This window comes from Pseudomonas sp. H3_D04 (genome assembly GCF_054669175.1).
Genome location: NZ_CP162801.1, coordinates 3,536,184 through 3,550,118, shown reverse-complemented (window position 1 = coordinate 3,550,118; position 13,935 = coordinate 3,536,184). Strand labels below are relative to the sequence as shown.

Here is a 13,935-nt window from a genome sequence, read left to right as displayed (position 1 = left end):
TATGTCGGTTCGTGGGAAACGCTCGATCAACATTTGACCAGGGAATGGAAATAGGGGAGCCCGACCTTGAACATTTCAACGACCTGCGCCATGAGCAGCCTGTTGGTTTCGCTCACCGCTTCTGCTACCGGGATCATTCCGGTCTTCGAGCTGGACTTCACCCGATCCGCAACAGAAACGCTGCAAAAAATGGGCATCAACGACGCTTGTATTATTGCCGCTTCACATCCCGCTGAATTTACCTACTGCCGAGAAGGGTCTTCAACGCTCTGGAAGTATCAGGCGTTGGATCTAGAGCAACAGGCGGCGATCCAAATTGGCCAAACGCGGTCTTCGATGGATCATCAGCGAATTACTGTCGCGCAATTCAATAGCACTGCCTGCGAAGAAGATCACCTTGAGCCAGTGGTAAATCCGGCGATTAGTCTTGGATTTGTCCTCGGCCTGTTCACCCTGTTTCTGTTGATCGGTTTTCGACGCGCCCGCCACCTGTAATCCAAACGTGATGAATGCTTCCCACGGACTCTTGACTGCTGAACAAGCTGATAAGACGCCGGGCTGTTCCTGTCGCAAAAATCCTGGAGCAACGCAGCCTGGCGTTCCGGCCTTTTTTCACCACCAGGCAAGGTGGCCTGGTGCAGGTCAAGCGGATGATGGAGCGGTGCGGCGGGGTGTTCAGTCGGGAAAGTCGCGAGGGCGACGGCACGGTGTGTCCGCCTGTTGTTCAAGCGAATTCCCTGAATATGGGGAAGAACTTTACCCAGTAGCGGGTGCCATGCCCCAGTCGCTTTCGGGCATGGCAAATTGATGTTGATAAGCCATTGTTCTGCTGGGTATTGATGCTTTGTATAGAACATTACGAATCTGGCGAACTCCTTGCACTCCTCCCATTACCCCCTTCACGATTTAGAGGCGGCTGGTGATGGACAGAAAAGCGCGGCACCCCTGCAAATGGTTTGGTCTCCTGACGCCCCTGAGCGTCCTTCTGACAATGACGCTCGGCACAACAAACCTGCGCGCCAGCCCGATCGACGACGAACGACAGCCCGAACCCTCCGACCCTTCAGCGTACTACGACGAACCGACTGACAAAGTAGGCGCCTTGAACGCCATTTTGACCATGCCCCCGGCTAACCTCGATTCCTTCGACTTGCCGGGTGGCGTCAAAGGCAGCAAAGACACCACGCGCAAGGAAAACATCCTGCCGCCAGCGCTGCAGACCAGTTTCAATTACCCCACCAACGGAAAACCCAGTCCGCTGTATGGTGCTCTGCCGTTCACTCAACCACTGGCGCTGTTCGAAGAATTCGGTGTGGAAAAACTCGACCCCACCACCCCGGCGGCACTGTTGCCGTTTCCACCCGCCGCCATTGGCCCGCTGCCACAACAAGATCCCACCAGCGTCGCACGCAGCGCTCCGCCGAGTGCGGCGCTCGACGCGTTCTTGCGTCAACCAGGCCTGACTCCGTTCCCCAGCCAGTATTCCAACGTGGTCGACCGCAACCCTTGGCAGAAGCAGATTGAATTTTTCCTCAACCGCCGTATCGGCTCGTCGGCTGAAGGCCGTCCGCCAGGAAAAGGCTGGTCGCACCAACGCTGGAACGAGTTTTACCCGCAGGTGGCCTACAAGACCGTGCAAGCCGGCGCACGGGTGAATACCGGTTTGCGTGACAGTCGCCAGATGCACCGCTATGCCGTGGGTGAGTTCGGTCCCAGTGGTCTCTATTACAACGTGGCTGGCGTGCCAGCGACAGCTGGCACCTCCAAAGGATTTGAACCGCGTTTTCACCCGAAAATGCCGGTGCAGAAACACAACTCGGTCTGGACCTTCGACGGCACCTTGCCGCCAAAATTGCTCATGGTGCGGTACGGGCAACCTGTGTTGATGCGTCATTACAACGGCTTGCCGATCGACCCGTCGGCGAACATGGGTTTTGGTCTGCACACCATCACCACCCACGAACACAACGGCCACGTACCGGCGGAAAGCGACGGTTACACCAATGCGTTTTTCTTCCCTGGGCAATTCTACGACTATCGCTGGCCGATCCAGTTGGCCGGTTACGACAGCATCAACACCAAGGCTGAAGACCCGCGTGCAGCGTTTCCGTGCTCGCCGGGCGAAACCCTGTGGACTAACGACCTCGCCCCCGGCCGCAAAACCTGCGACAACGGGATGATCAAAATCCGCGGTGACTGGCGCGAAACCATGAGCACCCACTGGTTCCACGACCACATGCTCGATTTCACCGCGCAGAACGTCTACAAGGGCAACGCGGCGATGATGAACTACTACAGCGCCCTGGACCGCGCCAATGAATCGGTGAATGACGGCGTCAACCTGCGCCTCCCCAGCGGCAGCGCCTTGCCCTGGGGTAACCGCGACTACGACGTCAACCTGATGTTTGCCGACAAGGCGTGGGATAAGAACGGTCAACTGTGGTTCAACCCCTTCAACACTGCCGGCTTCCTCGGTGACCAGGTGCTGGTCAACTGGAAGTGGAAACCAACCTTGGACGTCCGTGCCCGCAGCTATCGGTTCCGTATGCTCAACGGCTCCGTGTCGCGCTACTTCAAGATGGCGCTGGTGCGCGAGATCAAGGGCACCAGCGGCGAGTTCCAAGGGCCTGTCGGGTCGGGCGTGTCGTATGCCCGGGTGCCGTTCCACCTGATCGCCAACGACGGCAATATCATGGAACACGCCGTGCCGTTCGACGGCACCATGGACCTGGATGCCGACGGTGACAAACAGAACCACAACGCGATCCTGCCAACCCTGGGCATCGCCGAGCGTTTCGACATCATCGTTAACTTCTCGAAAAACGGGATCAAACCAGGCGACAAGCTGTTCTTCGTCAACCTGCTGGTGCACCAAGACGGCAAGGGTCCGGAAGAACCCGTCGCCCTGGCTGACGTGCTGTCCGAGAAGTACCGGGCGATCATCAAGCAAACCAGCAAGGGGCCAAAGTGGGAGGACGGTGATCCGGCGGTAGGCAAGGTGTTGCAACTCAACGTCAAGGCTTACACCGGTCAGGACCTGGCCATGGACCCGGCCGCTTATGAGCCGGCCAAACCGGGCAAGGCTGAAGGCCTGTTTATGATCCCGCTGAAAATCCATCGCGACAATGCGGCCGACAAGGCGCTGCTGGCTCAGGCTCGTCACCGCACCTTTACTTTCGGCCGTTCTGATGGCACCGATGAAGCACCCTGGACGGTCAAGACCGACGGCGGTTTCGGGTTTCGCATGGACCCACGTCGGCTGAACACCTCGACCAAACTGGCCAGCGGTCCGACCGATGCCGGCGCCACGGGCTTCGGCACGCTGGAAGTGTGGCACATCAAGGGTAATGACACGGGCTGGGGCCACCCGGTGCACGTGCACTTCGAGGAAGGGATCATCCTCAGCCGTGGCGGCAAGCCACCACCGGAATGGGAAAAATGGGCACGCAAGGACGTGTATCGCGTCGGTTCGGAAAAGGATGGTACGGACAATGTCGAGATTGCGATCCAATTTCGCGAATTCGCCGGCACCTACATGGAGCACTGCCACAACACTCAGCATGAGGACAACTCAATGCTGTTGCGTTGGGACGTTGAAAAACCCGGGCAAGTGCAGTTGATGCCGACTCCGTTGCCGAGCTGGGATGGCGTGCGCTACGTGAACTCCGCTGCGCTGCCAACCTTCCGCACCGGCGACGGCTACGGTACCAAAGCAGCGGTCACACCATGATCCGCAGGGGAGCCGACATGACATCAACTACGCCGCGCTCCCGCGCCCTGGGCATGCACCTGATTTTGCTGCTGGTCACCGGCGTGCTGGCCGCTTGGCTGCTGCTCGCTCATGAAGGTGCACCGTCGCCCACGGAATCGGCGACACCCTGGGGCGGCGATTACTTCCCCAACACCTTGCTGACCGATCAGGACGGTCGGCAGGTGCGTTTTTTCGAGGACCTGATCAAGGGCAAAGTGGTGGTGATCAACTTCATCTTCACCACGTGCAGCGACTCCTGTCCGCTGGAAACCGCGCGCCTGCGCCAAATGCAACAGTTGCTCGGGGACCGGGTCGGGAAGGATATCTTTTTCTACTCGATCAGCATCGACCCGCTGAGCGATACCCCCGAGGTGCTTAAAGCCTACGCCCAGCGCTTCAAGGTGGGACCGGGCTGGCAGTTTCTCACCGGCGAATTCGAGGCCGTTACCGACCTGCGAAAAAAACTCGGGCTGTTTATCGAAGGCGTCGACAACGGACGCAGCAAGGATCACAACCTGAGCCTGATCGTTGGCAACCAGAGCACCGGTCGCTGGATGAAAGCCTCGCCGTTCGAGAACCCGTGGATCCTCGCCGATCAGTTGGCCAATACCTTGCAGAACTGGAAGCAGGCCAGTGCCGAAGGGAGCTACGCCAATGCGCCCGAGATTCGTCCGCCGAGCAACGGAGAAGAATTGTTTCGCACCCGTTGCGCGTCGTGTCACAGCCTCGGGCCGCAAGACGGGCAGGGCATCGGCATGCGCAGCATCGGCCCGGACCTGATCGGCGTGACCCGTCAGCGAGACCCCGCCTGGCTCAATCGCTGGATCCGCGAACCGGACCGCATGCTTGCCGAGAAGGACCCGATTGCGCTGGAACTGTTTGAGCGCTTTGACAAGATTCCGATGCCCAACCTGCGCCTGGATGAAGACGCAGCGCAGTCGATCATGGATTTTTTGCAGGAAGAAACTGACCGTCAACAATCGTTGCAGGCGGCGCAGCTGCAATAGCAGCTGAATACAATCATTGAGCCGTCGGGCTCGATCAATGCCACCTGCACTGATCTGATGAAAAGGCTTCGTCCAGTACTCAGGAGCCACCCATGCAGATACTCCAGCGCCAAAAAGTACCTGCGCTGCCGCACACGGCGGCAGGAGAAGGCACGGGCTTGCGTGGTCAGTTCAATCTGCTGCGCTGGTTTTCCCTGGGCAGTTTTTTCATCATCGCCGCCGTGGCGCTGGGGCTGGGTTATATATCTACGCGCTTCGTCGTCGAGGAAAGCATCGAGCGCGACTCCATGCTGACCGCGCAATTCATTCAGGCCATTGGTGATGCCGAAATCCGCCACGCCTCGATTACCCCGAACAGAACCATGGGCGAAATGCTCGATCCTCGAGGTGACAATTCCTATTCCGACGTCGATCCGGGCTCTCGTGCGGCTGCCCGCACAGAGTTTCTCGATCATGTCGCACACTTGCCGGACACGCTGTTGGCGGTGGTGTACGCTCTGGATCGCACGGTGGTCTGGTCGACCAACCCGGAGTTGGTCGGCGTGCGCATTGAAAATGATAAGGAGCTGGACGAATCCTTTGAGATGAAGGAAACCGTGTCCACCAGCTACCACCAGATCGATGAAGAACGTCCCGAACAGATGCTGCTGCGCGAACCCAAGTACTTGTTCATCGAGAACTACATCCCGATGTTCAATGCCGACAAAAGCAAAGTGATCGCCATGGTGGAGATCTACAAAGAACCTGCAGACCTGGTGGCGCGCATCCAGCGTGGTTTCAAGTCGATCTGGCTGGCGACCCTGCTTGGTGGTGCCGTCATTTACCTCGGGCTATTCTGGATTGTCTGGCGTGCGTCCGAGCTGCTCGAGAGCCAGCAGAAACAGTTGATCGCCAACGAAACCTTCGTGGCGCTGGGTGAAATGTCCTCGGCCGTGGCCCACAGTTTGCGCAATCCGCTGGCGAACATTCGCTCGAGCGCCGAACTGGCCCAGGAAATCGCCAGCCAGAATACGCAAAAGAACATCGGCGACATCATCAATCAGGTCGATCGCATGTCGCGTTGGGTTCGTGAATTGCTGATGTCGTTGCGGCCGATGAATGACGACTATGAGGCGGTGGATCTGGTATTGATCATTGATGACACCCTGGGTGCCTTCGACGCGCTGATCAAACGCTCCGGCGTTGAAGTCCGTTTCACACCCAAGGTCTGCCCGCCAGTGGTTAGTCAGCAGGTGTTGCTGACGCAAATTCTCAATAGCCTGATTGCCAACGCCCTGGAAGCCATGCCCAGGGGCGGCGTGCTGAGTATCGAGATTGAATCGCCGCAGACGGGCCATGTGTGCATGATCCTGAGCGATACCGGCAAGGGCATGACCAAGCAACAGCAACAAATGGTCTTCAAGCCGTTTTTTACCACCAAACAAGGCGGGTTGGGCGTAGGCCTGGCCCTGGTCAAAAGGATAATGGAACGCTTAGAGGGCTCGGTCGAGCTGACCAGCCAGGAGCAGGCAGGAACCCGCGTTTGTCTCAACTTTAAAGTGGCAACGGGGGGAGAGTACGGAGCACAGCATACCGCTGGTCGAGGATGATGGAGCGCTCATGGCGGGTTCTCACGGCGGATCAGGTGTATCGTCATAAGGGATGAGATTAGCTCAGCCTGTTGCGCAATGACCGCCCTGACCTAAGCTTTGGTCAAGGCGGAACACAATTGCGGTGCGTCACCCGGAACGATCGCCGCGATGCGCAATCATTAGAGCGTGGATATCAAAAGGAGATGCGCATGCTCATCAGGTCTTTGACCCTGACTACCTTGCTGGCTTTCGCCGGCCCCTTGCTCGCCGCCGAAGACGGCTCACCGCTGGACAATGACAAAGGCAGATCCCGGCCACTGATTGTGATTGCTTCGAGTACCGTTGACCCGGTCTGGGTGAGCCTGAAAAAGGCGATGGACGATCCGGCCAACAAGGATGGCGTCAAGCAACGCAATATCAGGGTGTACACCGTGCTGAACATGTTCGGTCAGCTCGACGGCAAGGATCTCGGCCAGCAGGACACCATGGCGCTGATCCGCTCGCTGAAACTCGGCGCGGGGGCGTTTCCCAAAGTCATCCTGGTGGGCAAGGATGGTGAGAAGAAGTTCGAGAGTTCGGGGGATGAATCGAAGTCGGTCGACTTGAAGAAGATTTTCGACACCATCGACGCCTTGCCAGCCGCCGAAAAAGAAGCCGCACCGCCGACAGTCGCAACGCCCGTCGTCGCCGAACCGGCCGCTAAAGGCGCCAAGGGTGCAAAACCGGGAAAACCGGCGAAACCGGCCAAGCCTCCTGAAATGCCGGATGATTGAATCCCTATTGACCCCGGGTGAGCAGACTCCGATTCTTGTAAACGTCGCCACCCACTGTGGGCGCGAGCGTGCTCGCGAAAGCGGTCTGGCAGGCAACCTTGATGTTGGATGTGCCAGCTCCTTCGCGGGTAAGCCCGCTCCCACAGGGATGCCCTTTTGGCACAAGGGTTGGGGGCGTTACCAGTTGTAGCGATAGCCGACCGTCAGCGCCCAAGGCTGTTCGATATCGTTGCCTTTGGTGTAGCCCGCTTCGGCGAAGAAGTTGTGTTTTTCAACCGCCGTCACAGTGACGCCACCCGCTACCTCGGCTCGTGAACCCGGCAAGCGGCTGTCGAGTTTTGCCCCGTTGACGTTCACTGTGCTGTCGCCTGCATGTTCGGTGATCCAGGCGGCCTTGACGTAAGGTTTCACCGCAACGCCATTGCCTGGCTGCAGATTTCGCCCGAACGCCCCGCCAACACGGCTTTGCAGCGAAACCATCGAATCCTGTTTAACGCTCAGGCCATTGCTCGCCGTGTAGCTGCCGCCACTGATGCGCGCTACCTGCAGCCCCGCTTGGGGTTCAACGAACCAGCCCTGGCTTAGGTCGATAGTCTTGCCGAGTTGAACGTCAGCACTCACGGCGTGGTTCTTGTAGCGCGCCTTGACCTTGTCGCCGAGGTTGCTGGTGATGTCGACGTCATTGTTCAGGTGGCTGTATTTCAGCGCGCCATCGACATACATCCCGCTGCGGTCCAGATAGGCGGCATAACCCCCCAGCGTCGCGCTGTCGATCGTGCCATTGCTGGCCTCGCCAAAGTGTTGCCGCGCCTGACCCTTGCCGAGCAAGCCGCCCACATACAGCGTACCGTCGGCAAAGGACAGGGCCGTGTCGGCGCCGATTTCCAGGCCGTTGACCTGTTGCTGGAACGCGCGACTGGCACCTGTGTCCAGGCGTTGTTCAGTGCCATAGCCACGGATCCACAGACCTCCCTGATCCTTACCCGAACGAAGATCGCCCAAATGCTGGGTCGTCGCATTCATCTGCGCGCCGATCAGCGCAGCGGAGGCGGCGTGGCTGGCGACCGCCGCGTTGGCGCCTTTGCTGAGAACTTTTGCCTGAGGAACAGGGTGAGTCTGGATCGGTTGCGGCGTTTGCGGTGGCGGGGCGATGACTGGCTTGTCTGGCTGTTCAGTGACGGGTGGGGTCACCGGGTTCACTGGATCGACCGTATCGATCGGATCTACGGGATCTGCCGGATCTACCGGATCTACGGGATCTGCCGGATCTATGGGATCTACCGGATCAACCGGATCCAGGTCAGGTGTGTTTTCGCCTGGTTTGGCCAGGAACCAATCGTCGTCGTGCTGTTGCAGGGTGTAGCGGTAGGCGCCGGCATCGACGGTCCCGCCATGGAGTTTAAAATCACCGCTGCCACCGTTGCCATCCACCAGCATCAGTTGCTGCTGCTCGCCGCTCGGCGCGTTCCCGGAGTCGGCAACCACCAGGGTGTGGCTGTCGCTGATCGGCCCTTGCACCTTGATCAGGTCGCCTTGCAGTGAGGCCAGGTCCGTGTTCATCAGGAAGCTGCCATTGCCGGTCAACGGGCCTTTAATCGTCAGCGTGTGAAAACCGTTGATGGCCGGATCGGCGAACGTGACTTGACCGGTGATATGGTTCGCGCCGCCCAGCACTGCATCACCCTTGAGTCGCAGAACACCACCCGAATTGATCGTTGTGTCACTGGCTTCGGCCAGGTCGCCGAGCACCATGAGGCCACCCTGATTGACGGTGGTGAAGTGGATATGCGGGCCAGCCCCACTATCCATCATCCCGCCCTGATTGACCACGGTGTTGATGACCGAGGCGTTCTCGCTGAGGGAAAGTTCGCCACCGTCATTGACCGTCGTGCGGTCGGCATTGCCGTTTTCGTAAACGGTCATCTGACTGTTGTTGACGAAAGTGTTCTTGGCGGTGGCATCGGTATACACCCACATAGTGCCGCCTTTGAGCTGGGTATCACTGACCACCGCGTTCTGCGCCACCTCCAGGTTGCCGTCGTTGACGATGGTGCGCAGGGCTGTGGCTGAACCGACGACGACCATGGTGCCGTTTTCAACGACGGTGCTGAATGCCGCCGCAGAGTCATAGACACTCAGCCTTCCACTGCCATCGACTGTGGTGCCGTTCGCGCGCCCGCCGTCCAGAAGTTGGATGAACCCATTGCTCACGGTGCTATCGGTCAGGGTGCCGCCCGTACCGACGTAAATCGTCGAGCCATCGTTCACCGCTACATTGGCCTGAGGCGTTGTCAGGCAGTTGAGCGAGTCGCAGCTGGCAGCAAAGGCGCCGGCAGGCGCGCAGCCCAGCATCAACAATGCCCCGGACAGGGAGACACGAGAAAACGGTACACCAAAAGTAAACATAACGATCCGCCGACTGCATGGAAATGAGCGCGGATTCTCCGGGTGTGGGCGAGGCGGATAACGCAGCCGCTTCCTATCTTTTTGTAGGACGCGTCCTACAAAAGTCGACCGTTGAGGTGCTCTTGAAGGCTGTTTTGCAGGCGTTGCATCTGCTTGGCAAAGGCCTGATGCAGGCGACTCAAGGCGTCTAGCGGAATCGACTGGCCACACGCCTGCTCCAGTTCCTCGCAAGCGCTGATCAGCGGCGCCGCGTGGATGATCCGCGCGCTGCCGAGAATCTTGTGACTGCGCCGCCCCATGGCGCTGTAATCGCCAGCGGCATACAGCGCCTGCATGGCGTCGAAGTCTTCCTGATTAGTGCGCAGTACCGTGGCCAGCAACTGGCGAGTCATGGCCGCATCACCCGCCGTAATATCGCTGACCTTCGAGATATCGAAGCAGGGAGCCGCCGCCTGTTGCACTTGTTCGACCTGGCGAAGATAGCGCTCAAGTGCCGAGCGGGTGACGGGTTTGAACAGGCAGTCGTTCATGCCGGCATCCAGGCAGCGCTGTATTTCCTGAGGCTGAGCATTGGCCGTCAGTCCGACCACATGGGTTGCAGTTCGTCCTTCCCGGGCCTCGACCGACCTGAGTTGGCGGGTCATCTGGTCGCCGCTCATTTGCGGCATGTTGCAGTCGGTGATCACGTAGTCGAAGATTTCCCGGTCCCACACCCGCAATCCCTCGAGCCCGTTCTCGGCGCACGTCACGCGCATGCCCAGCGACTCCAGTTGACGTTGCAGCACCACGCGGTTGAACTCGTGATCTTCGACGATCAGGATATCGCGCGCCGGCAGCGGTGCCAGGTGTTCAGTGCTGTCCAAAGGCACCGGGGCGTCGTCAGGCGCCAGGTCCGCGTCGAGTTCCAGGGTAAAACGCGAGCCTTGTCCCGGCGCGCTGACGCAGCTAAGTCGCCCGCCCATCAACTGCGTCAACTGCTGACAGATCGCCAGGCCCAGCCCCGTACCGATCTGCAACTCGCTGTCGCTGGATGCGAACTGGGTATAGGGCTGGAACAGCCGCTCGCGCTGTTTATCATCCATGCCGACACCGGTGTCTTGAACACTCAGGCGCACGTGGGCGAGGTCGCCTTGCGGTTCAATCAACAGCCGCACCATCACCGAACCTTGCGGAGTGAATTTGATCGCGTTGCTGATCAGGTTGGACGCAATCTGGCGGAACCGCAGCGAGTCCAGCTCCACCGCGGTATCGAGCCCTTGGTTGATGAATTCCAGCGCGACGTTTTTCTGCTGCGCAAGGCTGGCGAAACTCTGAATCACCGTGCTGACCAATCGCTCGGGATGGCAGGTGCCGCTGCGCAGCTCGAACTTGCCGGATTCGATTTTCGACAGATCAAGAATTTCGCCGATCAGCTCCATCATGCCGCTCGCGGACTTTTGTGCGATGTCGATCAGCTGCGCGTCGGAGCGATGGTCGCGCATCAGTTCGAGCACGCCGATCAAGGCGCTCATCGGCGTGCGGATCTCATGGCTCATCACCGCGAGGAAGTGACTCTTGCCCCGGTTGGCTGCTTCTGCCAGGTCCTTGGCCTGATGCAGTGCGTGCTGCAAATGCTGCTGTTCGGTAAGGTCGATCCAGCCGCCGATCACCCCGGTCATGGTGCCGTCGGAATCGCGGTAGGGCAGGGCCCAGTGGTAAATGTGGTACGTCTTGCCGTTGACGGTCATGGTGAAGTTGTCGAAGGACGGCTCGCCGCTGTCGAGCGTCGCGCGATGAATGCGCTTGTAGCTCCAGGCGTCGTCGGGGGCAAGAATGTTTGCTTCGATCAGGCCTTTGCCCTGCACCTGCTCCAGTTCGATTTCCATCACTTGCAGGTAGGCGCGGTTGCAGGTCAGCAGCAAGCCTTGGCGGTCGCGCACGTAAATCGGATGCGGCGTGCCGTCCACCAGCACTTTCATGAACTCCAGTTGGTCATTCAGGGCTTTTTGCGCTTTCTGACGTTCGGCGATTTGCCGGCGCAAGCCGCGGTTCCATGCCAGGATCGCCAGCACTACCACCAGTAGCCCCAGCACCGCTTTATAGAACCAGCTTTTGTAAGCGCTCCAGCCGCCCTGGCTCTCCTGCGGGTTCTGCCAGCGGTTGGCCAGGTCGCTGAACTTCTCGGGACGGATATCGAGCAGGGCCTTGTTGAGGATCGAGACCAGTTCGGCATTCTGATGCCCGGTGGCAAAGCCGATCAGCGCGGGTTGGGAGCCGATCACCGAGTCGATTTGCAGTCGGCCACGGAAAAAACGGTCGATCAGGTACGTCGCGCCCAGTTGCGGCTGGATGACGCCCTCGACCCGGCCTTCAGCGAGCAATTCATATGTCTCGATGGGCGCGTCCACTGAGACCTGTTGAATGTCCGGCCACTCGCGTTCCAGCCAGTTGGCGGCGGCCGAGCCTTTGACGAGCGCGACTGGCCGGCCTTTCATGCCCGTCAGGCCCGAATGCTCGGGTTGCGTGCGTGTCACCAGCACAAAGGGGTTGATCACGTAGGGGCGGGAGAACATCAGGCCGGGTTCGCGGCGTTCACTGTAGGTCAGCGCGGCAATGATGCTGACCGGGTCCCGTTGTGCCCGGCTGGTCATGGCATCGACGGAAGTGATTTTGCTCGGACGGAACACCAGCCCCGTTCGGTCATTGATCAGTTCGAGCAAGTCCGCCGCCATACCGCGGAGTTGACCTTCCGCGTCGAAAAAGCTGAAGGGCGAATACAAGTCGTTGGCCAGCACATCGATCTGCGGGTGATCCTTGATCCATTGCTGTTCCCCCGGCGTCAATTGCAGACGGCTGTAACCCAGCCTTGGATTGGCGCCGATGCCCCAGCGCCGGGCCATCACGCCGCGTTCCTGGGGGGAAATGTTTGCCAGGGCACTGTTGAGCAGCGTGCGCAACGGCGTGTTCCCGCGCTGTACCGCAAAGCTGAAGCCCAGGCCTTCGGAGTCGCGCTGGATCGTCTGCTTAAGGCTTTGCTGATAGCTGCGCTCCACCAGGTACTGCGCGGAAATGGCGTCGGTGAGCAGCACCATTCCTTCGCCATAGGCAACCCGGCCCAAACCTTCATCGGTCGATTGCACCGACTCGACCTGCAACTGCGGGAACAATGAGGCAACCCGTTCCCGCTGAATCCAGTCGGGATCGAACAATACGGTAGTGCCGGCCGGGGGGTGGTCTGCGGGCCAGTGCGTACCGAACTTGCTGATCAACACCGCCTGGTCGTAGGCGTAAGGTGCACTCAGCAGCAGATCGGCACGGACGGCTTCGAGGTGATTGATTCGCGGCACCAGATCGACTTCGCCCTGTTGCAGCGCGGCCAGCGCCTGTTCCTGGCTGGCATAGCGATTAACCTGCAAACGTACACCGAGCCCACGGGCCAGCACGTCGAGGTAATCGGCGGAGAGGCCTTCGTAATCCTTTTGATTGGCGGTGATATCCAGCGGCGGCCGGTCGGGCAGATACACGCCAACCCGCAGCACGGCATTTTGATGGAGCCACTGGCGTTGCGCGGCAGTGAGTGTGAGCGCGACGCTGCTGTCCGCGGCGCGGCTGAGCAATGAAAGCGGTTCTGCGCACGCGCTATAGGACAGGAGCATCAGCACGCCCAGCAGCACTCGGCGGATCGCGGTCATGAGTCAGACCAGATCATTGCGTTTGGCAAATTCGATCAGCTCCAGCAGCGTCGAGACGTTGAGCTTTTCCATCAGGCGGGTTTTATAGGTGCTGACCGTCTTGTTGCTGAGCAGCATGTCGTCGGCGATTTCCTTGTTGCTCTTGCCCAGTGCCAGACCGTGCAGCACTTTGAGTTCACGGCGGGTAACGGCGCTCAGGAGCTGCGCATCGTTGTGGGCGAAATCGCTTTTGCGCACCGAATCGAACGTGCTGACCGGAAACCATGTCTTGCCGCTGGCCACGGCTTTGAGCGCGGCGACGATTTCTGCCGGATCATCGATTTTCGACAAAAAGCCCGATGCGCCGGCCCGCAGGCACTGCGCCGCGTAGGCCTGGCTTTTCAGCCCGGTGTGCACCAGCACATGGGCCTGGCTGCCGCCGATGCGCAGCCGGTCAATGACTGCCATGCCGTCGAGTCGCGGGATGTCGAGGTCCAGCACAATGGCATCCGGCTTCAGCTCGAATGCCTTGCTGAGGGCGTCTACACCGTTGTCGCACTCACCGACAATCTCATGGCCCTCACGGGCCAGAATCATCCCGATTGCCATGCGCACCACAGCGTGATCATCGACCAACAGTACTTTCATGGGTCAGCCCTTAATGCTCTGATTCAGCATAGTCCTGTCGCAGATAAGCGGTATGGAGGGCTGATGCGTGGTGGTGGGGTGAGAAAAAAGAGGGCGATGCTACTTGGTTTGGGTGGGGTATGTAATCTT

General features: G+C 59.5%; 8 protein-coding genes and 1 pseudogene. 6 read left to right on the top strand and 3 right to left on the bottom strand.

Translation table 11 applies throughout. The features are described from left to right. Nucleotides 1-90 precede the first annotated feature (90 nt). The 6 genes and pseudogenes from AB4N91_RS16490 to AB4N91_RS16465 all read left to right on the top strand — a co-directional run bounded on the left by AB4N91_RS16490 (nucleotide 91) and on the right by AB4N91_RS16465 (nucleotide 7,102). The gene (locus AB4N91_RS16490) at nucleotides 91-495 is read left to right on the top strand and encodes a hypothetical protein (RefSeq protein WP_154504030.1); all 405 of its coding nucleotides are present in this window, start codon (nucleotides 91-93) and stop codon (nucleotides 493-495) included. Nucleotides 496-581: 86 nt separating this feature from the next. After that, nucleotides 582-741, top strand: a pseudogene (locus AB4N91_RS16485) (two-component sensor histidine kinase); the annotation flags it as partial. A gap of 181 nt (nucleotides 742-922) precedes the next feature. Beyond that, nucleotides 923-3,730, top strand: coding sequence for a multicopper oxidase domain-containing protein (locus AB4N91_RS16480; RefSeq protein WP_154911529.1), 2,808 nt, complete (start codon nucleotides 923-925; stop codon nucleotides 3,728-3,730). A 17-nt stretch (nucleotides 3,731-3,747) separates the two neighbouring features. Further along, nucleotides 3,748-4,758, top strand: a complete 1,011-nt coding sequence (locus AB4N91_RS16475) for an SCO family protein (RefSeq protein ID WP_102593394.1) — start codon at nucleotides 3,748-3,750, stop codon at nucleotides 4,756-4,758. A gap of 92 nt (nucleotides 4,759-4,850) precedes the next feature. Further along, the gene (locus AB4N91_RS16470; RefSeq protein WP_427700334.1) at nucleotides 4,851-6,347 is read left to right on the top strand and encodes a sensor histidine kinase; all 1,497 of its coding nucleotides are present in this window, start codon (nucleotides 4,851-4,853) and stop codon (nucleotides 6,345-6,347) included. A 191-nt stretch (nucleotides 6,348-6,538) separates the two neighbouring features. After that, the gene (locus AB4N91_RS16465; RefSeq protein WP_083377207.1) at nucleotides 6,539-7,102 is read left to right on the top strand and encodes a DUF4174 domain-containing protein; all 564 of its coding nucleotides are present in this window, start codon (nucleotides 6,539-6,541) and stop codon (nucleotides 7,100-7,102) included. Between the two features lie 177 nt (nucleotides 7,103-7,279). Here AB4N91_RS16465 and AB4N91_RS16460 read toward each other — a convergent pair whose 3' ends face one another. From AB4N91_RS16460 to AB4N91_RS16450, 3 genes are all read right to left on the bottom strand, one after another. Further along, nucleotides 7,280-9,508, bottom strand: a complete 2,229-nt coding sequence (locus AB4N91_RS16460) for an autotransporter outer membrane beta-barrel domain-containing protein (protein WP_460111135.1) — start codon at nucleotides 9,506-9,508, stop codon at nucleotides 7,280-7,282. 95 nt (nucleotides 9,509-9,603) lie between these two features. After that, nucleotides 9,604-13,179, bottom strand: a complete 3,576-nt coding sequence (locus AB4N91_RS16455; RefSeq protein ID WP_460111133.1) for an ATP-binding protein — start codon at nucleotides 13,177-13,179, stop codon at nucleotides 9,604-9,606. A 3-nt stretch (nucleotides 13,180-13,182) separates the two neighbouring features. Continuing rightward, entirely contained in the window at nucleotides 13,183-13,806 is a 624-nt protein-coding gene (locus AB4N91_RS16450) for a response regulator transcription factor (RefSeq protein ID WP_083377204.1), read from the bottom strand. Nucleotides 13,807-13,935: the final 129 nt, after the last annotated feature.